27 protein-coding genes are annotated in these 17,076 nt (G+C 67.9%); all 27 read left to right on the top strand.

The window, feature by feature from the left end; translation table 11 throughout:
• The first annotated feature begins 57 nt into the window (after positions 1-57).
• A complete protein-coding gene (locus tag ACZ7D7_RS03940) occupies positions 58-1,494 on the top strand; it encodes a hypothetical protein (RefSeq protein WP_470822074.1) in 1,437 nt (478 codons plus the stop codon).
• 71 nt (positions 1,495-1,565) lie between these two features.
• Positions 1,566-3,077 (top strand): hypothetical protein, encoded by a 1,512-nt coding sequence (locus ACZ7D7_RS03935; RefSeq protein WP_470822069.1) that lies wholly within the window; start codon positions 1,566-1,568, stop codon positions 3,075-3,077.
• A gap of 416 nt (positions 3,078-3,493) precedes the next feature.
• Positions 3,494-3,802 carry a 30S ribosomal protein S10 gene (gene rpsJ / locus ACZ7D7_RS03930; protein WP_003948644.1) on the top strand — a complete coding sequence of 103 codons (309 nt, stop codon included), beginning with the start codon at positions 3,494-3,496 and terminating at the stop codon, positions 3,800-3,802.
• 16 nt (positions 3,803-3,818) lie between these two features.
• Complete coding sequence (gene rplC / locus ACZ7D7_RS03925; protein ID WP_030571197.1) at positions 3,819-4,463, top strand: 50S ribosomal protein L3; 645 nt, start codon at positions 3,819-3,821, stop codon at positions 4,461-4,463.
• Positions 4,464-4,471: 8 nt separating this feature from the next.
• Positions 4,472-5,128: a 50S ribosomal protein L4 gene (gene rplD / locus ACZ7D7_RS03920; protein ID WP_470822066.1), complete on the top strand. Its 657-nt coding sequence runs from the start codon at positions 4,472-4,474 to the stop codon at positions 5,126-5,128.
• On the top strand, positions 5,128-5,547 hold the full coding sequence (rplW, locus tag ACZ7D7_RS03915) for a 50S ribosomal protein L23 (RefSeq protein ID WP_279548911.1): 420 nt from the start codon (positions 5,128-5,130) through the stop codon (positions 5,545-5,547). Before rplD ends, rplW begins: the two co-directional genes overlap by 1 nt.
• Positions 5,548-5,587: 40 nt before the next feature.
• The gene (gene rplB, locus ACZ7D7_RS03910) at positions 5,588-6,424 is read left to right on the top strand and encodes a 50S ribosomal protein L2 (protein WP_279548910.1); all 837 of its coding nucleotides are present in this window, start codon (positions 5,588-5,590) and stop codon (positions 6,422-6,424) included.
• Positions 6,425-6,436: 12 nt separating this feature from the next.
• Entirely contained in the window at positions 6,437-6,718 is a 282-nt protein-coding gene (gene rpsS / locus ACZ7D7_RS03905; RefSeq protein WP_010036728.1) for a 30S ribosomal protein S19, read from the top strand.
• 43 nt (positions 6,719-6,761) lie between these two features.
• Positions 6,762-7,109, top strand: coding sequence for a 50S ribosomal protein L22 (rplV, locus tag ACZ7D7_RS03900; protein WP_028420772.1), 348 nt, complete (start codon positions 6,762-6,764; stop codon positions 7,107-7,109).
• Positions 7,109-7,936 carry a 30S ribosomal protein S3 gene (rpsC, locus tag ACZ7D7_RS03895; RefSeq protein WP_055570325.1) on the top strand — a complete coding sequence of 276 codons (828 nt, stop codon included), beginning with the start codon at positions 7,109-7,111 and terminating at the stop codon, positions 7,934-7,936. The genes rplV and rpsC overlap by 1 nt, the downstream gene beginning before the upstream one ends.
• 5 nt (positions 7,937-7,941) lie before the next feature.
• Positions 7,942-8,361: a 50S ribosomal protein L16 gene (gene rplP / locus ACZ7D7_RS03890; protein WP_029380975.1), complete on the top strand. Its 420-nt coding sequence runs from the start codon at positions 7,942-7,944 to the stop codon at positions 8,359-8,361.
• The gene (rpmC, locus tag ACZ7D7_RS03885; protein WP_003998824.1) at positions 8,361-8,585 is read left to right on the top strand and encodes a 50S ribosomal protein L29; all 225 of its coding nucleotides are present in this window, start codon (positions 8,361-8,363) and stop codon (positions 8,583-8,585) included. The genes rplP and rpmC overlap by 1 nt, the downstream gene beginning before the upstream one ends.
• Positions 8,585-8,869 (top strand): 30S ribosomal protein S17, encoded by a 285-nt coding sequence (rpsQ, locus tag ACZ7D7_RS03880; protein ID WP_014674375.1) that lies wholly within the window; start codon positions 8,585-8,587, stop codon positions 8,867-8,869. Before rpmC ends, rpsQ begins: the two co-directional genes overlap by 1 nt.
• 94 nt (positions 8,870-8,963) lie before the next feature.
• Positions 8,964-9,332: a 50S ribosomal protein L14 gene (gene rplN, locus ACZ7D7_RS03875; RefSeq protein ID WP_003998823.1), complete on the top strand. Its 369-nt coding sequence runs from the start codon at positions 8,964-8,966 to the stop codon at positions 9,330-9,332.
• Between the two features lie 2 nt (positions 9,333-9,334).
• A complete protein-coding gene (gene rplX, locus ACZ7D7_RS03870) occupies positions 9,335-9,658 on the top strand; it encodes a 50S ribosomal protein L24 (protein ID WP_069779212.1) in 324 nt (107 codons plus the stop codon).
• Positions 9,658-10,215: a 50S ribosomal protein L5 gene (gene rplE, locus ACZ7D7_RS03865; RefSeq protein ID WP_470822063.1), complete on the top strand. Its 558-nt coding sequence runs from the start codon at positions 9,658-9,660 to the stop codon at positions 10,213-10,215. The genes rplX and rplE overlap by 1 nt, the downstream gene beginning before the upstream one ends.
• 5 nt (positions 10,216-10,220) lie before the next feature.
• Positions 10,221-10,406, top strand: coding sequence for a type Z 30S ribosomal protein S14 (locus tag ACZ7D7_RS03860; RefSeq protein WP_003956452.1), 186 nt, complete (start codon positions 10,221-10,223; stop codon positions 10,404-10,406).
• 209 nt (positions 10,407-10,615) lie between these two features.
• A complete protein-coding gene (gene rpsH, locus ACZ7D7_RS03855) occupies positions 10,616-11,014 on the top strand; it encodes a 30S ribosomal protein S8 (RefSeq protein ID WP_030839654.1) in 399 nt (132 codons plus the stop codon).
• Positions 11,015-11,038: 24 nt separating this feature from the next.
• A complete protein-coding gene (gene rplF / locus ACZ7D7_RS03850) occupies positions 11,039-11,578 on the top strand; it encodes a 50S ribosomal protein L6 (protein ID WP_470822062.1) in 540 nt (179 codons plus the stop codon).
• A gap of 3 nt (positions 11,579-11,581) precedes the next feature.
• Complete coding sequence (rplR, locus tag ACZ7D7_RS03845) at positions 11,582-11,965, top strand: 50S ribosomal protein L18 (RefSeq protein ID WP_279548906.1); 384 nt, start codon at positions 11,582-11,584, stop codon at positions 11,963-11,965.
• Between the two features lie 41 nt (positions 11,966-12,006).
• Positions 12,007-12,612, top strand: a complete 606-nt coding sequence (gene rpsE / locus ACZ7D7_RS03840; protein ID WP_003992370.1) for a 30S ribosomal protein S5 — start codon at positions 12,007-12,009, stop codon at positions 12,610-12,612.
• Between the two features lie 2 nt (positions 12,613-12,614).
• Positions 12,615-12,797, top strand: a complete 183-nt coding sequence (gene rpmD, locus ACZ7D7_RS03835; protein ID WP_279548905.1) for a 50S ribosomal protein L30 — start codon at positions 12,615-12,617, stop codon at positions 12,795-12,797.
• A gap of 2 nt (positions 12,798-12,799) precedes the next feature.
• A complete protein-coding gene (gene rplO, locus ACZ7D7_RS03830) occupies positions 12,800-13,255 on the top strand; it encodes a 50S ribosomal protein L15 (RefSeq protein WP_470822060.1) in 456 nt (151 codons plus the stop codon).
• Positions 13,256-13,702: 447 nt separating this feature from the next.
• On the top strand, positions 13,703-15,016 hold the full coding sequence (secY, locus tag ACZ7D7_RS03825) for a preprotein translocase subunit SecY (RefSeq protein ID WP_470822058.1): 1,314 nt from the start codon (positions 13,703-13,705) through the stop codon (positions 15,014-15,016).
• A complete protein-coding gene (locus ACZ7D7_RS03820; RefSeq protein WP_470822057.1) occupies positions 15,016-15,672 on the top strand; it encodes an adenylate kinase in 657 nt (218 codons plus the stop codon). Before secY ends, ACZ7D7_RS03820 begins: the two co-directional genes overlap by 1 nt.
• A 160-nt stretch (positions 15,673-15,832) precedes the next feature.
• Complete coding sequence (gene map, locus ACZ7D7_RS03815; RefSeq protein WP_470822055.1) at positions 15,833-16,669, top strand: type I methionyl aminopeptidase; 837 nt, start codon at positions 15,833-15,835, stop codon at positions 16,667-16,669.
• Positions 16,670-16,819: 150 nt separating this feature from the next.
• Positions 16,820-17,041: a translation initiation factor IF-1 gene (gene infA / locus ACZ7D7_RS03810; protein ID WP_003948620.1), complete on the top strand. Its 222-nt coding sequence runs from the start codon at positions 16,820-16,822 to the stop codon at positions 17,039-17,041.
• Positions 17,042-17,076: the final 35 nt, after the last annotated feature.

Below are 17,076 nucleotides of genomic sequence, written 5' to 3'. Positions count from 1 at the left end.
GCCGTTCTCGGTGGTCTCCCGTGTGCTCTCGCCCCACCGTGCTCTCTGGAGGAGCCCGTGCGCACACGCACCTTGCTGACGTCTGCTGTCATGCTCGCCTCAGGCATTGCTCCGCTGGCGGCGGCATCGGCACACGGGGCCACCGGCACGGCGGGTGACATCAACAAGGACGGCTACCGCGATGTCGTCGTCTCGGCGCCGGACGCCACGGTCGCGGGCCACGCCAGGGCAGGTGCCCTGGTCGTCATGTACGGCACGGCCCGTGGCGTCGACACGACCAGACGGACCGTCGTCACGCAGAACTCCACCGGCATCCCGGGAAGCGCCGAGGCGGGCGACCGCTTCGGCGCTTCCGTCGTCGTGCACGACCTGAACGCCGACGGGTACGCCGACATGGTCGTGGGCGCTCCGGGCGAGGAGGTCCACGGCGACGTCGGCGGCGGGTCGGTCACGGTCGTGTGGGGCACCTCCTCCGGCCCGACCAGGGCGAAGACGGTCGAGGACCCCTGGCCGTACAGCCACGACGCCTGGGGCCGGACCCTGGCCGTCGGTACCTACAACTCCCTCAACCCGGTCAACGGGGGGAAGCTGTCGATCGCCGTGGGCGCCAACGACGGCGAGGTGACCTTCATGCCGGCGGACCTGTCCGAGCAGTCCGGCACCAGCGGCACCGGCACCACCTTCAACCCCGAGCACGGCATCGTCGCCCTGACCCACGTCAACCTGCCGAACACCACCAACGACCGGCTGGTGATCCACGGCCGCGGCCACTGGGACGGCAGCTGGGGGTACGACGGACACGGCGACGACCCCGGCACCTGGCTGGTCACCCCCGGCGACTTCCACGACGACGCCCTTCCCGCCGGCACGGTCTCCGCCGTCGGCAACCTCGACGGCGACGGCTCCCCCGACATCGTGATCGGCCACCCGGAGGACCCCGCGCAGAGCCCCGAAACCTCGCTGGGCGGCCGGGTCACCGTCTACTACGACGCCGCGTACGGCGGGTCCCCGAGCCGCGTCCAGACGATCGGCCAGGACACCGCGGGCGTGCCCGGCGCCGGCGAGGCGGGCGACCGCTTCGGCGCCTCGGTCGCGATCGGCGACACCGACAAGGACGGACTGGCCGACCTGGTGATCGGCGCCCCGGGGGAGGACAGCGGCACCGGAGCCGTCACGGTCGTCCGGGGCACCACCGGCATGCTGGACACGGCCCACGCCCGCATGTGGACGCAGAACAGCAGCGGCGTCCCCGGGACGTCGGAGAAGGGCGACGCGTTCGGCACCGCCGTGCGGCTCGTCGACACCGACAAGGACGGCTACGCGGACCTGCTGGTCGGCGCGCCGGGGGAGAACGCCGGCGCGGGTTCCGTCTGGTCCCTGCGCGGTTCGGCCACGTCCGTCACGGCGTCCGGGGCGGTCGGTTTCAGCGTCGGCGGTGCGGGACTCGGGTCGGCGGGAGCCGCCCGCCTCGGCGCGGTGATCACCGGCCCGTGACCCCCGCCTCCTCCGTCACCTCGCCCCTGTCGTCACCGCCGTCCCCGCGGCCCTTCGCTCCCGGAGCCGTCATGCCCGCCTCCAGCACCACGCCCTCCCGGCCCGCCCCGGGCCCCGTCGCGTCCCGCCGCCTCGCCGCCGCCGTCGCGGCCAGTGCCGCCGCCGCCCTGACCGCCGTGGTCCTGCCCGCGCACCCCGCCGCGGCCGCCCCTGTCTACCGAGGCGCCAACACCCCCGCCGTCCAGGACGACTTCAACGGCGACGGCTACCGCGACCTGGCCGTGGGCGCGCCCGGTGCGTCCAACGGCTCGGTCGACGCGGCGGGCGCCGTCGTCGTCCTGTACGGCTCCGCGACCGGCGTGGCCGCCTCCCGCCGTACGGTGATCACCCAGGCGACCAGCGGCATACCGGGCGCGCCCGAGGAGTGGGACCGCTTCGGTACGGCGGTCGCCTCCGCCGACCTCGACCTCGACGGCTACGCCGATCTGCTGGTCGGCACCCCCGCCGAGGCGGCGGGCACCATGGGGGCGACCGGTTCGCTCACCGTGGTGTGGGGCGGCTCCGCCGGGCTCAAGGGCGGTGCCACGGTCCCGACGCCGACCGGCCTGGACGAGGGCTGCAACTTCGCGGCCGGCATCGCCGCGGGCGACGTCACCGGCGACGGGGCACCCGACCTCGGCGTCACCGGCCAGTGCGGCGCGACGAGCTACACGGGCCCCTTCACCCGCACCGGGACCCCCGCCCGCAGGGAGTTCGTGAACTGGCTCGGCACCAACCGCGGCGTCGCCATCGGCGACGTCGACGGCGACGGACGGGCCGAGCGGTTCTGGCTGCCCGGCCCCACCGGCGGAGACCCCAACGGCTCCGTCCACGTCGAGGGCCACGACGGCTCGCACACCGAACTCCCGCTCTCCGACGGCCTGTCCGGGCAGATCGGCGACGTCAACGGCGACGGCTACGGCGACCTGGTCACCGGAAGCTCCCGCGACGCCTCCCTGACGCCGTCGGCGAACCCCGCCCACCGCGGCGGGGAGATCCAGGTCCTCTACGGCAGCGCGCAGGGCATCACCACCACGCAGCAGCCCCAGGTCATCCACCAGGACACCGCCTCGGTGCCCGGTGTCGGCGAGGACACCGACCTGTTCGGTGACTCCCTCAGCGTCGGGGACGCCAACGGCGACGGATACGCGGACGTCCTCGTCGGCAGCCGCGGGGAAGCCGTCGGGTCCGCCGGTTACGCGGGCTCGGCGACGCTGCTGCTCGGCTCCGCCGCCGGGCTGACCGGGTCCGGTTCCACGGCGTACACGCAGAACACGAGCGGCGTGCCCGGCACCAGCGAGCGCGGGGACATGTTCGGCGCCTCCACCCATCTCGCCGACCTGAACAAGGACGGCCGGGCGGAGGCCGTCGTCGGCGCGCCCGGCGAGAACGCCGACGGCCTGCTGTGGGTCGCCCGGGGCTCGGCCACCGGCCCGGTCACCAGCGGCTCGATCGCGATCAGCGGCACCGCGGCGGGAGCGACCCGGCGCTACGCGGACACCGAGTTCGGCGAGGAACTGTCCGGCGCCCGCTCCACGCTGTGAGCCGGGGCCGCGCCATGTGTTTGACGCGGATCACCCTCGGGGTATTCTCTCCGGCTCGATTGGCGTCCGCCGTGGCCCATATGGCAGACTGTCCGAGTTGCTCGGTCGAGTGTTGATGCTGCGCGCCTCCCGCCGGGAGGACCGGAAGCGAGTCCCACAGTACTCGTCGCCCCTGATCAGGGGCGGACGTACGGGAATCTTCCGGGAAGCGTATGCGCGGCACCGGCCAGGCACCCGGTGGGCCTCTCGCCCTCGGCCTGCGGTTCCGGAAGGGCCGTGCGCAATCCCGCAGGGATGTTCGAACAAGGGACATCTGTGTCAGCGAGAGTGCGACACGCCCGACCGCGTGGGTCGGAGAGGCGAAGTGCGGAACACCGGGTTCCAGAGCTGTAGAGAGACAGGACTACTGAGTAGCCATGGCGGGACAGAAGATCCGCATCCGGCTCAAGGCCTACGACCACGAGGTCATCGACAGCTCGGCGAAGAAGATCGTCGAGACGGTGACGCGTACTGGTGCGTCGGTCGCGGGCCCGGTGCCGCTGCCCACTGAGAAGAACGTGTACTGCGTCATCAAGTCGCCGCACAAGTACAAGGACTCGCGCGAGCACTTCGAGATGCGCACGCACAAGCGCCTGATCGACATCCTCGACCCGACTCCCAAGACCGTTGACTCTCTGATGCGACTCGACCTCCCGGCCGGTGTCGACATCGAGATCAAGCTCTGAGGCCGGTGATCTGAGAATGGCTAAGCAGATCAAGGGCATCCTGGGCGAGAAGCTCGGCATGACGCAGGTGTGGGACGAGAACAACCGCGTTGTTCCCGTCACCGTCGTCAAGGCCGGCCCCAACGTCGTGACCCAGGTCCGTACGAACGATGTCGACGGCTACGAGTCCGTCCAGATCGCTTTCGGCGAGATCGACCCGCGCAAGGTGAACAAGCCCCTCAAGGGCCACTTCGCCAAGGCCGACGTCACCCCTCGTCGCCACCTCGTCGAGATCCGCACGGCTGACGCCTCCGAGTACACGCTCGGCCAGGAAGTCACCGCCGAGGTCTTCGAGGCCGGCGTCAAGGTCGACGTGACCGGCAAGAGCAAGGGCAAGGGCTTCGCCGGTGTCATGAAGCGCCACAACTTCCGTGGCCTCGGCGCCGGACACGGCACCCAGCGCAAGCACCGCTCGCCCGGTTCCATCGGTGGCTGCGCCACCCCGGGCCGCGTGTTCAAGGGCCTCCGCATGGCGGGTCGCATGGGCAACGAGCGGGTCACCACCCAGAACCTGACCGTCCACGCCGTTGACGCGGAGAAGGGTCTGCTGCTCATCAAGGGCGCGGTTCCCGGTCCGAACGGCGGCCTCGTCCTGGTCCGCACCGCGGCCAAGGGGGCCTGAGGTAACCGATGAGCACTGTTGACATCCTTTCGCCGGCGGGCGACAAGGCCGGCACCGTCGAGCTCCCCGCGGAGATCTTCGACGTTGAGAAGGTCAGCATCCCGCTGATCCACCAGGTCGTCGTCGCGCAGCTGGCCGCTGCCCGCCAGGGCACGCACAAGACCAAGACCCGTGGCGAGGTCCGGGGTGGCGGTAAGAAGCCTTACCGCCAGAAGGGCACCGGCCGCGCGCGCCAGGGCTCGACCCGTGCGCCGCAGTTCGCCGGCGGTGGCGTCGTCCACGGCCCGCAGCCGCGTGACTACTCGCAGCGGACCCCGAAGAAGATGAAGGCTGCCGCTCTGCGTCACGCCCTCACCGACCGGGCCCGTCACAACCGCATCCACGTCGTCACCGGCGTGATCGAGGGCGAGACCCCCTCCACCAAGGCCGCCAAGTCGCTGTTCGGCAAGATCTCGGAGCGCAAGAACCTGCTCCTGGTCGTCGACCGCGCCGACGAGGCCGCGTGGCTGTCCGCCCGCAACCTGCCCCAGGTCCACATCCTGGAGCCGGGCCAGCTGAACACGTACGACGTTCTCGTCTCCGACGACGTGGTCTTCACCAAGGCCGCCTTCGAGTCCTTCGTGTCCGGCCCGAAGGCCAATGACACCGAAGGGAGCGAGGCCTGATGGCTATCCGTCACCCCGCTATCGCCTCCAAGGCCGCGAAGAAGGCCAAGGAAGCGCGCGTCAAGAAGGCGCGTCGCCACGCCGCCGAGGGCAAGAACACCGTCGTCACCCCGGCCAGCAAGGCGTACACGGACCCCCGTGACGTGCTGCTGAAGCCGGTCGTGTCCGAGAAGAGCTACGCGCTCATCGACGAGAACAAGTACACGTTCATCGTCGACCCGCGTGCCAACAAGACCCAGATCAAGGAGGCCGTCCAGGCGGTCTTCGAGGTCAAGGTCACCGGGGTCAACACGATCAACCGCCAGGGCAAGCGCAAGCGGACCCGCACCGGCTTCGGCCAGCGCGCGGCGACCAAGCGCGCGATCGTGACCCTCGCTGAGGGCGACCGTATCGACATCTTCGGCGGTCCGACCGCCTGAGGGCGGTCCGGATCGTCCGATATCGGACGAGGACTGAGAAATGGGAATCCGCAAGTACAAGCCGACTACGCCGGGCCGTCGCGGCTCGAGCGTCGCCGACTTCGTCGAGGTCACGCGGTCCACGCCGGAGAAGTCGCTGGTCCGCCCTCTGCACAGCAAGGGCGGCCGTAACAACGCCGGTCGTGTGACCGTTCGCCACCAGGGTGGCGGACACAAGCGCGCCTACCGCGTGATCGACTTCCGTCGTCACGACAAGGACGGCGTGCCGGCGAAGGTCGCGCACATCGAATACGACCCCAACCGCACCGCGCGCATCGCGCTGCTGCACTACGCGGACGGCGAGAAGCGCTACATCCTCGCCCCCCGCAACCTGCAGCAGGGCGACACCGTGGAGAACGGCCCCGGGGCCGACATCAAGCCGGGCAACAACCTGGCCCTCCGCAACATCCCGGTCGGTACCACGATCCACGCGATCGAGCTCCGTCCCGGCGGTGGCGCCAAGTTCGCCCGCTCCGCGGGTGCCTCGGTGCAGCTGCTGGCGAAGGAGGGCACCATGGCCCACCTCCGCATGCCGTCCGGTGAGATCCGCCTGGTCGACGTCCGCTGCCGCGCCACCGTTGGCGAGGTCGGCAACGCCGAGCAGAGCAACATCAACTGGGGCAAGGCGGGCCGCAAGCGGTGGCTGGGCGTTCGCCCGACCGTCCGTGGTGTCGTCATGAACCCGGTTGACCACCCGCACGGTGGTGGTGAGGGCCGGACCTCCGGTGGTCGCCACCCTGTGTCCCCGTGGGGCAAGAAGGAAGGCCGTACTCGTTCGCCCAAGAAGGCGTCGAACAAGTACATCGTCCGCCGCCGCAAGACGAACAAGAAGCGCTAAGGACGGGTTGAGATGCCTCGTAGCTTGAAGAAGGGACCCTTCGTCGACGACCACCTGATCAAGAAGGTGGACGCGCAGAACGAAGCCGGTACCAAGAACGTCATCAAGACCTGGTCCCGTCGCTCGATGATCGTCCCGGCAATGCTCGGTCACACGATCGCGGTGCACAACGGCAAGACCCACATCCCGGTGTTTGTCACCGAGTCCATGGTCGGCCACAAGCTCGGCGAGTTCTCGCCGACGCGCACCTTCCGGGGTCACGTCAAGGACGACCGGAAGTCGAAGCGCCGCTAACAGCGGGGTGGAATGACCAATGACAGACACTGAAGGGACAACCATGGAAGCCAGGGCCCAGGCGCGGTACATCCGCGTCACGCCCATGAAGGCCCGCCGAGTGGTGGACCTCATCCGTGGCATGGACGCCACGGAGGCTCAGGCGGTCCTGCGTTTCGCCCCGCAGGCCGCGAGCGTGCCGGTGGGCAAGGTGCTGGACAGCGCCATTGCCAACGCCGCGCACAACTACGACCACACCGATGTCGACAGCCTCTACATCTCCGAGGCCTACGTCGACGAGGGCCCGACCCTGAAGCGGTTCCGGCCGCGTGCCCAGGGCCGCGCCTACCGGATCCGCAAGCGGACCAGCCACATCACCGTGGTCGTCAGCAGCAAGGAAGGAACCCGGTAATGGGCCAGAAGGTAAACCCGCACGGGTTCCGGCTCGGTGTCACGACCGACTTCAAGTCGCGTTGGTACGCCGACAAGCTGTACAAGGACTACGTCAAGGAAGACGTCGCCATCCGTCGGATGATGACGTCCGGCATGGAGCGCGCCGGCATCTCCAAGGTCGAGATCGAGCGCACCCGTGACCGTGTCCGCGTGGACATCCACACGGCGCGCCCGGGCATCGTCATCGGCCGCCGCGGCGCCGAGGCCGACCGCATCCGCGGTGACCTGGAGAAGCTGACCGGCAAGCAGGTCCAGCTGAACATCCTCGAGGTCAAGAACCCGGAGACGGACGCTCAGCTGGTGGCCCAGGCCGTCGCCGAGCAGCTGTCCTCCCGCGTCTCCTTCCGCCGTGCCATGCGCAAGAGCATGCAGTCGGCGATGAAGGCCGGCGCCAAGGGCATCAAGATCCAGTGCGGTGGCCGCCTCGGCGGCGCCGAGATGTCCCGCTCGGAGTTCTACCGCGAGGGCCGCGTGCCCCTGCACACGCTCCGCGCGAACGTGGACTACGGCTTCTTCGAGGCCAAGACGACCTTCGGCCGCATCGGCGTGAAGGTCTGGATCTACAAGGGCGACGTCAAGAACATCGCCGAGGTCCGCGCCGAGAACGCTGCTGCCCGCGCCGGCAACCGCCCGGCCCGTGGCGGTGCCGACCGCCCGGCCCGTGGTGGCCGCGGTGGCGAGCGTGGCGGTCGCGGTCGTAAGCCGCAGCAGGCTCCGGCTGCCGAGGCCCCCAAGGCCGACGCTCCCGCCGCCGCTCCGGCTGAGAGCACCGGAACGGAGGCCTGACCGACATGCTGATCCCCCGTAGGGTCAAGCACCGCAAGCAGCACCACCCCAAGCGCAACGGTATGTCCAAGGGTGGAACGCAGGTTGCGTTCGGCGAGTACGGCATCCAGGCGCTGACCCCGGCGTACGTCACGAACCGCCAGATCGAAGCGGCTCGTATCGCCATGACCCGTCACATCAAGCGTGGCGGCAAGGTCTGGATCAACATCTACCCGGACCGCCCCCTCACCAAGAAGCCGGCCGAGACCCGCATGGGTTCCGGTAAGGGCTCCCCGGAGTGGTGGGTCGCCAACGTCAAGCCCGGACGCGTGATGTTCGAGCTGTCGTACCCCAACGAGAAGATCGCCCGTGAGGCGCTGACCCGTGCGGCCCACAAGCTGCCGATGAAGTGCCGGATCGTCAAGCGCGAGGCAGGTGAAGCGTGATGTCGGCCGGTACCAAGGCGTCCGAGCTGCGCGAACTGGGTGACGAGGAGCTTCTCGCGAAGCTCCGCGAAGCCAAGGAAGAGCTGTTCAACCTCCGCTTCCAGGCGGCGACCGGTCAGCTCGAGAACCACGGGCGGCTCAAGGCCGTCCGCAAGGACATCGCGCGGATCTACACCCTGATGCGTGAGCGCGAGCTGGGCATCGAGACGGTGGAGAGCGCCTGATGAGCGAGAGCAACGTGACTGAGAACACCGAAGCACGCGGATTCCGCAAGACCCGTGAGGGCCTGGTCGTCAGCGACAAGATGGACAAGACCGTCGTCGTCGCCGTCGAGGACCGTGTGAAGCACGCGCTGTACGGCAAGGTCATCCGCCGTACGAACAAGCTCAAGGCCCACGACGAGCAGAACGCCGCGGGCGTCGGCGACCGCGTCCTCCTCATGGAGACCCGGCCGCTGTCCGCGACGAAGCGCTGGCGCGTCGTCGAGATCCTCGAGAAGGCCAAGTAATTCCTGCGGGCAAACCCGCAGGTCAGTTCCGCCAGGCTCCGGGGGCCGTCCTTGAACGGCCCCCGGGGAACCGGCAGACGATCAGGAGATAGACGTGATCCAGCAGGAGTCGCGACTGCGTGTCGCCGACAACACTGGTGCGAAGGAAATCCTTTGCATCCGTGTGCTCGGTGGCTCCGGTCGCCGCTACGCGGGCATCGGTGACGTCATCGTCGCCACCGTCAAGGACGCGATCCCCGGTGGCAACGTGAAGAAGGGTGACGTCGTCAAGGCGGTCATCGTTCGCACCGTCAAGGAGCGTCGCCGTCCGGACGGCTCGTACATCCGCTTCGACGAGAACGCCGCCGTCATTCTGAAGAACGACGGCGACCCCCGCGGCACCCGTATCTTCGGCCCGGTGGGCCGTGAGCTGCGCGAGAAGAAGTTCATGAAGATCATCTCCCTCGCGCCGGAGGTGCTGTGAGCATGAAGATCAAGAAGGGCGACCTGGTCCAGGTCATCACCGGCAAGGACAAGGGCAAGCAGGGCAAGGTCATCGCGGCCTACCCCCGCGAGGACCGTGTCCTGGTCGAGGGTGTCAACCGGGTCAAGAAGCACACCAAGGCCGGTCCCACGGCTCGTGGTTCGCAGGCCGGCGGCATCGTCACCACCGAGGCCCCCATTCACGTGAGCAACGTTCAGCTCGTCGTGGAGAAGGACGGCCAGAAGGTCGTGACCCGCGTCGGTTACCGCTTCGACGACGAAGGCAACAAGATCCGCGTTGCCAAGCGGACGGGTGAGGACATCTGATGACGACCACCACCACTCCGCGTCTGAAGACGAAGTACCGCGAGGAGATCGCGGGCAAGCTGCTCGAGCAGTTCTCCTACGAGAACGTCATGCAGGTTCCCGGCCTCGTCAAGATCGTGGTCAACATGGGTGTGGGCGACGCCGCCCGCGACTCCAAGCTGATCGAGGGCGCCATCAAGGACCTCACCACGATCACCGGTCAGAAGCCGGCCGTCACCAAGGCCCGCAAGTCCATCGCGCAGTTCAAGCTGCGTGAGGGTCAGCCGATCGGTGCCCACGTCACGCTCCGTGGCGACCGCATGTGGGAGTTCCTGGACCGCACCCTGTCGCTCGCGCTGCCGCGCATCCGCGACTTCCGCGGTCTGTCCCCCAAGCAGTTCGACGGCCGTGGCAACTACACCTTCGGTCTCACGGAGCAGGTCATGTTCCACGAGATCGACCAGGACAAGATCGACCGTGTCCGGGGTATGGACATCACCGTGGTCACCACGGCGACCAACGACGAAGAGGGCCGTGCCCTTCTCCGTCACCTCGGCTTCCCGTTCAAGGAGGCGTGAGCGAGATGGCGAAGAAGGCTCTCATCGCGAAGGCTGCTCGCAAGCCCAAGTTCGGCGTGCGCGCGTACACCCGCTGCCAGCGCTGCGGTCGTCCGCACTCCGTCTACCGCAAGTTCGGCCTCTGCCGCGTGTGCCTTCGTGAGATGGCTCACCGTGGCGAGCTGCCGGGCGTGACCAAGAGCTCCTGGTAATCCGGTAATTCCGGACTCCCAGGGCTCTCGGTAAGCAATGGGACGGCAGGAGGCCCACCCCGCATGGCTTAGGCTTGTGGGGTTGGGCACCTGCCGTGCCGTACGACTTACTACGCCGTAGGTCCACCGCGCCGCACCCGTCCCGTCTCGGATCGGGGAGAGGGATGGCGCACCAGGAAACCCCGGCGAGAGAGGCCGAAGGCCAATTCATGACCATGACTGATCCGATCGCAGACATGCTTACGCGTCTGCGGAACGCGAACTCGGCGTACCACGACTCCGTGACGATGCCGGCGTCCAAGATCAAGTCCCACATCGCGGAGATCCTCCAGCAGGAGGGCTTCATCACGGGCTGGAAGGTCGAGGACGCCGAGGTCGGCAAGAACCTCGTCCTGGAGCTGAAGTTCGGCCCCAACCGTGAGCGCTCCATCGCGGGCATCAAGCGGATCTCCAAGCCCGGTCTCCGGGTCTACGCGAAGTCCACCAACCTGCCCAAGGTCCTGGGCGGTCTGGGCGTGGCGATCATCTCCACGTCCCACGGGCTGCTGACCGACAAGCAGGCGCAGAAGAAGGGCGTGGGTGGGGAAGTCCTCGCCTACGTCTGGTAACTCGGGAACGGAGGAGAGACAGCAATGTCGCGTATCGGCAAGCTCCCCATCCCGGTTCCCACCGGCGTGGACGTCACCATCGATGGCCGTACGGTCAAGGTCAAGGGCCCCAAGGGCGAGCTGACCCACACCGTTGCCGCGCCGATCGAGATCGTTAAGGGCGAGGACGGCGTTCTCAACGTCACGCGCCCCAACGACGAGCGTCAGAACAAGGCCCTCCACGGCCTGTCCCGCACGCTGGTGGCGAACATGATCACCGGTGTGACCCAGGGATACGTCAAGAAGCTCGAGATCAGCGGTGTCGGTTACCGCGTCCAGGCCAAGGGCTCCAACCTGGAGTTCTCCCTGGGCTACAGCCACCCGATCCTCATCGAGGCCCCCGAGGGCATCACCTTCAAGGTGGAGGCCCCCACCCGTTTCTCGGTCGAGGGCATCGACAAGCAGAAGGTCGGCGAGGTTGCGGCCAACATCCGCAAGCTGCGCAAGCCCGACCCGTACAAGGCCAAGGGCGTCAAGTACGAGGGCGAAGTCATCCGCCGCAAGGTCGGAAAGGCGGGTAAGTAAGCCATGGCATACGGGCAGAAGATCCTCAAGGGCGACGCCTACAAGCGTGCTGCTATCAAGCGTCGTCACATCCGGATCCGCAAGAAGGTCTCGGGTACTGCCGAGCGTCCCCGTCTGGTCGTGACCCGCTCCAACCGCCACATCGTGGCGCAGGTGATCGACGACCTGAAGGGTCACACCCTGGCATCGGCGTCCACGCTGGACAGCTCGATCCGCGGTGGCGAGGGCGACAAGTCCTCGCAGGCCAAGCAGGTCGGCGCCCTGGTCGCCGAGCGTGCCAAGGCCGCCGGTGTCGAGGCAGTCGTGTTCGACCGTGGTGGCAACCAGTACGCCGGGCGCATCGCCGCCCTGGCGGACGCCGCCCGCGAAGCCGGGCTCAAGTTCTGAGCCGGTTCCGTAGCTAGCGGAAACAGAGAGAGGTAATTCCAATGGCTGGACCCCAGCGCCGCGGTGGCGGTGCCGGTGGCGGCGAGCGGCGGGACCGGAAGGGCCGTGACGGCGGCGCTGCTGCCGCCGAGAAGACCGCGTACGTTGAGCGCGTTGTCGCGATCAACCGCGTCGCCAAGGTTGTGAAGGGTGGTCGTCGCTTCAGCTTCACCGCGCTGGTCGTGGTGGGCGACGGTGACGGCACCGTGGGTGTCGGTTACGGCAAGGCCAAGGAGGTGCCGGCCGCCATCGCCAAGGGCGTTGAGGAGGCCAAGAAGCACTTCTTCAAGGTCCCGCGTATCCAGGGCACCATCCCGCACCCCATCCAGGGTGAGAAGGCTGCCGGCGTCGTGCTGCTCAAGCCCGCGTCGCCCGGTACCGGTGTGATCGCCGGTGGTCCGGTGCGCGCCGTGCTCGAGTGCGCCGGTATCCACGACGTGCTGTCGAAGTCGCTCGGCTCCGACAACGCCATCAACATCGTGCACGCGACCGTGGCGGCCCTGAAGGGCCTGCAGCGTCCCGAGGAGATCGCGGCCCGCCGTGGTCTGCCGCTCGAGGACGTCGCTCCCGCGGCTCTGCTGCGTGCGCGTGCCGGGGCGGGTGCGTAATCATGGCGCAGCTCAAGATCACGCAGGTCAAGTCCTACATCGGCAGCAAGCAGAACCACCGTGACACGCTGCGTTCGCTTGGTCTCAAGGGGATCAACGACGTGGTCGTCAAGGAGGACCGCCCCGAGTTCCGCGGCATGGTTCGCCATGTCCGTCACCTCGTGACGGTCGAGGAGGTCGACTGATCATGGCGGAGAACAACCCGCTCAAGATCCACAACCTCCGTCCCGCCCCGGGCGCCAAGACCGCCAAGACCCGTGTGGGTCGTGGTGAGGCGTCGAAGGGTAAGACGGCCGGTCGTGGTACCAAGGGCACGAAGGCCCGCTACCAGGTTCCGGAGCGCTTCGAGGGTGGCCAGATGCCCCTCCACATGCGTCTCCCGAAGCTGAAGGGCTTCAAGAACCCGTTCAAGACCGAGTTCCAGGTCGTGAACCTCGACAAGCTGGCCGCGCTCTACCCGCAGGGTGGCGAGGTCACGGTCGAGGACCTGGTCGCCAAGGGCGCTGTTCGCAAGAACAGCCTCGTGAAGGTGCTCGGCCAGGGTGAGATCTCCGTGGCGCTGCAGGTGACGGTCGACGCCGTCTCCGGCTCCGCCAAGGAGAAGATCACCGCTGCCGGCGGCACCGTCACCGAGCTCGTCTGAGCCGGCTGACGCGTTCGGCGAAGGCCGGGAATCCCCTCGGGGGTTCCCGGCCTTCTGCCGTGCTGTGTCAGCGGTGTTGGGGCGCGCGCCGGTGAAAGCGCCGCCGAATCCCCGGGGGAATGGCCGGAAAACGCTCTCAGGGGGCTGTACGGCCGTCACGGGGACGTCTGCCGTTGTCCGGGGGGTGCGCGGCGGCCGGAGAAGGGCTCAAAGGCGTCTGCGGGCGCGGGGCGCAACTGCGCAGATGGGCGCGGAGCGGGCGTACCGCCCGCGTGTCATGGCCGAGGAGACGGTTTCTTACCGGTGCGGGCTCCGCGTAGGGTAGTCGGCACTGTTAGTCTCCCTGATGGCCTGTCGTCGGACAGGACACAGGAACTGAGACATCCGTCCCTCGCACAACATACCGTCACCTCTCGCGTAGCGAACGCGGGGGTCGCAGGAGGCACCGTGCTCACCGCGTTCGCCCGGGCGTTCAAGACGCCCGACCTGCGCAAGAAGCTGCTCTTCACGCTCGGCATCATCGTCCTGTACCGGATCGGCACGCACATTCCGATCCCGGGCGTGGACTACAAGAGCGTTCAGGAATGTGTGGACCAGGCGTCCGGCAACCAGGGCCTGTTCGGTCTGGTCAACATGTTCAGCGGCGGCGCCCTGCTCCAGATCACGGTGTTCGCGCTCGGCATCATGCCGTACATCACGGCGAGCATCATCCTGCAGCTGCTGACCGTGGTCATCCCGCGTCTGGAAGCCCTCAAGAAGGAGGGCCAGTCCGGCACGGCGAAGATCACGCAGTACACGCGCTACCTGACGGTGGCGCTCGCCGTGCTGCAGGGCACCGGCCTCGTCGCCACCGCCCGCAGCGGCGCCCTGTTCCAGGGCTGCACGGTCGCGAGCCAGATCGTGCCGGACCGCGCCATCTTCACCACGATCGTCATGGTCGTCACGATGACCGCCGGTACGGCGCTGGTCATGTGGCTCGGTGAGCTGATCACCGACCGCGGCATCGGCAACGGCATGTCGATCCTGATGTTCATCTCGATCGCCGCGACCTTCCCGTCCGCGCTGTGGGCCATCAAGAAGCAGGGCGAGCTGGCGGGCGGCTGGATCGAGTTCGGCACCGTCTGCGCCGTCGGCCTCGTGATGATCGGCCTCGTGGTCTTCGTCGAGCAGGCCCAGCGCCGCATCCCGGTCCAGTACGCGAAGCGCATGATCGGCCGCCGGTCCTACGGCGGCACGTCGACGTACATTCCGCTGAAGGTCAACCAGGCGGGCATCATCCCTGTGATCTTTGCCTCGTCGCTGCTCTACATCCCGGCGCTTATCGTTCAGTTCACCAACTCGACCGCGGGTTGGGCGACCTGGATCCGGACGAACCTGGCCGACACAGCGGCGCCGGCGCACATCGCGCTGTACTTCCTTCTGATCGTTTTCTTCGCCTTCTTCTACGTGGCCATCACGTTCAACCCCGAAGAAGTCGCTGACAACATGAAGAAGTATGGTGGCTTCATCCCGGGCATCCGGGCTGGCCGACCGACCGCTGAGTACCTCAGCTACGTGCTCAACCGGATCACCTGGCCGGGTTCGCTGTACTTGGGGCTGATCGCTCTCGTTCCGACAATGGCGTTGGCTGGTTTCGGGGCAAACCAGAACTTCCCGTTCGGCGGCACCAGCATCCTGATCATCGTGGGTGTGGGCCTTGAGACGGTGAAGCAGATCGAGAGCCAGCTTCAGCAGCGCAATTACGAAGGGTTCCTCCGCTGATGAGAATCGTCCTCGTCGGGCCGCCGGGCGCCGGTAAGGGAACGCAGGCCACGCGCCTTGCTGAGACGCTGCGCGTACCGCACATCTCCACGGGTGACCTGTTCCGCGCAAACATCAGCCAGCAGACGGAGCTCGGGAAGCTCGCGAAGTCCTACATGGACGCCGGCAACCTCGTGCCCGACGAGGTCACGATCGCGATGGCCAAGGACCGCATGGAGCAGGACGACGCCGAGAACGGCTTCCTGCTCGACGGTTTCCCGCGCAACGTCTCGCAGGCCGAGGCGCTCGACGAGCTGCTCGAGTCCGAAAGCATCAAGCTGGACGCCGTGCTCGACCTGGAGGCCCCCGAGGAGGAGGTCGTCAAGAGGATCGCCGGCCGGCGGGTGTGCCGCAACGAGTCGGCGCACGTGTTCCACGTGACGTACAACCCGCCCGCCGAGGAGGGCGTCTGCGACGTGTGCGGCGGCGAGCTGTACCAGCGCGACGACGACTCCGAGGAGACGGTCCGCAAGCGGCTGGAGGTCTACCACACGCAGACCGAGCCGATCATCGACTACTACAAGTCGCAGGGGCTGGTCGTCACCATCTCCGCGATGGGCGCGGTCGACGCGGTCACGGGCCGGGCGCTGGAGGCGCTGAAGCGCGAGGACGCGTAGTCGTTCCGTACTGATCGTCTCGCACGGTCGCTTTACGTGGTGCAGCCGCGGTCCCCGAGGGGGCCGCGGCTGTGCTGTGGGGTGGGAGGGCCGGGTGGGCCGCGCTCCCCGTATCGTTGGACGCGTTCGTTGTTCCGGTCCAGAAAGGCCGTCGTCACTCATGGTGCAGATCAAGAGCCCCGAGCAGATCGCCAAGATGCGCGAGGCGGGGCTGGTCGTCGCCGCCATCCACGCGGCCACCCGTGAGGCCGCGGTGCCCGGTGCCACCACCAAGGACCTGGACCAGGTCGCCCGCAAGGTGCTCGCCGAGCACAACGCGAAGTCGAACTTCCTGGGCTACGGCGGCTTCCCCGCCACGATCTGCACCTCGGTGAACGAGGTCGTCGTGCACGGCATCCCGTCCGACGACGTCGTCCTGAAGGACGGCGACATCATCTCCATCGACGCCGGCGCGATCGTCGACGGCTGGCACGGCGACGCCGCCTACACGGCCTTCGTGGGCTCCGGTCACGCTCCGGAACTGGTCGAGCTCTCCCGGGTGACCGAGGAGTCGATGTGGGCCGGCATCGCGGCCATGAAGCAGGGCAACCGGCTCGTCGACGTCTCCCGGGCCATCGAGACGTACATCCGCCGCCAGCCGAAGCCGGGCGGCGGCAAGTACGGCATCGTCGAGGACTACGGCGGCCACGGCATCGGCACCGAGATGCACATGGACCCGCACCTGCTGAACTACGTCGAGCGCCGCCGCGGCAAGGGACCCAAGCTGGTCCCGGGCTTCTGCCTCGCCATCGAGCCGATGGTCTCCCTGGGCACCCCGAAGACGGTCGTCCTGGAGGACGACTGGACCGTCGTCACGACGGACGGCACCTGGTCCTCCCACTGGGAGCACTCGGTCGCCCTCACGGAGGACGGCCCCCTGGTGCTGACGGCACCGGACGGAGGCAGGGCGAAGCTGGCGGAGTACGGGGTCACGGCTGCTCCCGATCCGCTCGGTTAAGGATCAGTGGCGTGGGGCAGACTTCCCCGATTCGTCTTTCCGGGAGCCCTGACGTAGACTGACTCGTCGGCTCTTGTGTACCCGCATGTCCGCATGGACCTCGGGGATGCGCCAAGAGTCGATCAAGGTAGTCGATTCGAAGGGCGAAGCGTGGCCAAGAAGCAAGGTGCCATCGAGATCGAGGGCACTGTCGTCGAGTCTCTTCCGAACGCCATGTTCAAGGTCGAGCTCCAGAACGGCCACCAGGTCCTGGCACACATCAGCGGCAAGATGCGCATGCACTACATCCGCATCCTCCCTGACGACCGGGTCGTGGTGGAGCTGTCTCCGTACGACCTGACCCGTGGCCGGATCGTCTACCGCTACAAGTAGATCTTGCCCACGTCCCGCGTCAGCGGGGCCGCCGG

The sequence above is a fragment of the Streptomyces sp. NPDC037054 genome (genome assembly GCF_055606745.1).
Note: the sequence above shows the minus strand (reverse complement) of the source record. Positions and strands in the feature narration are given on the sequence as shown.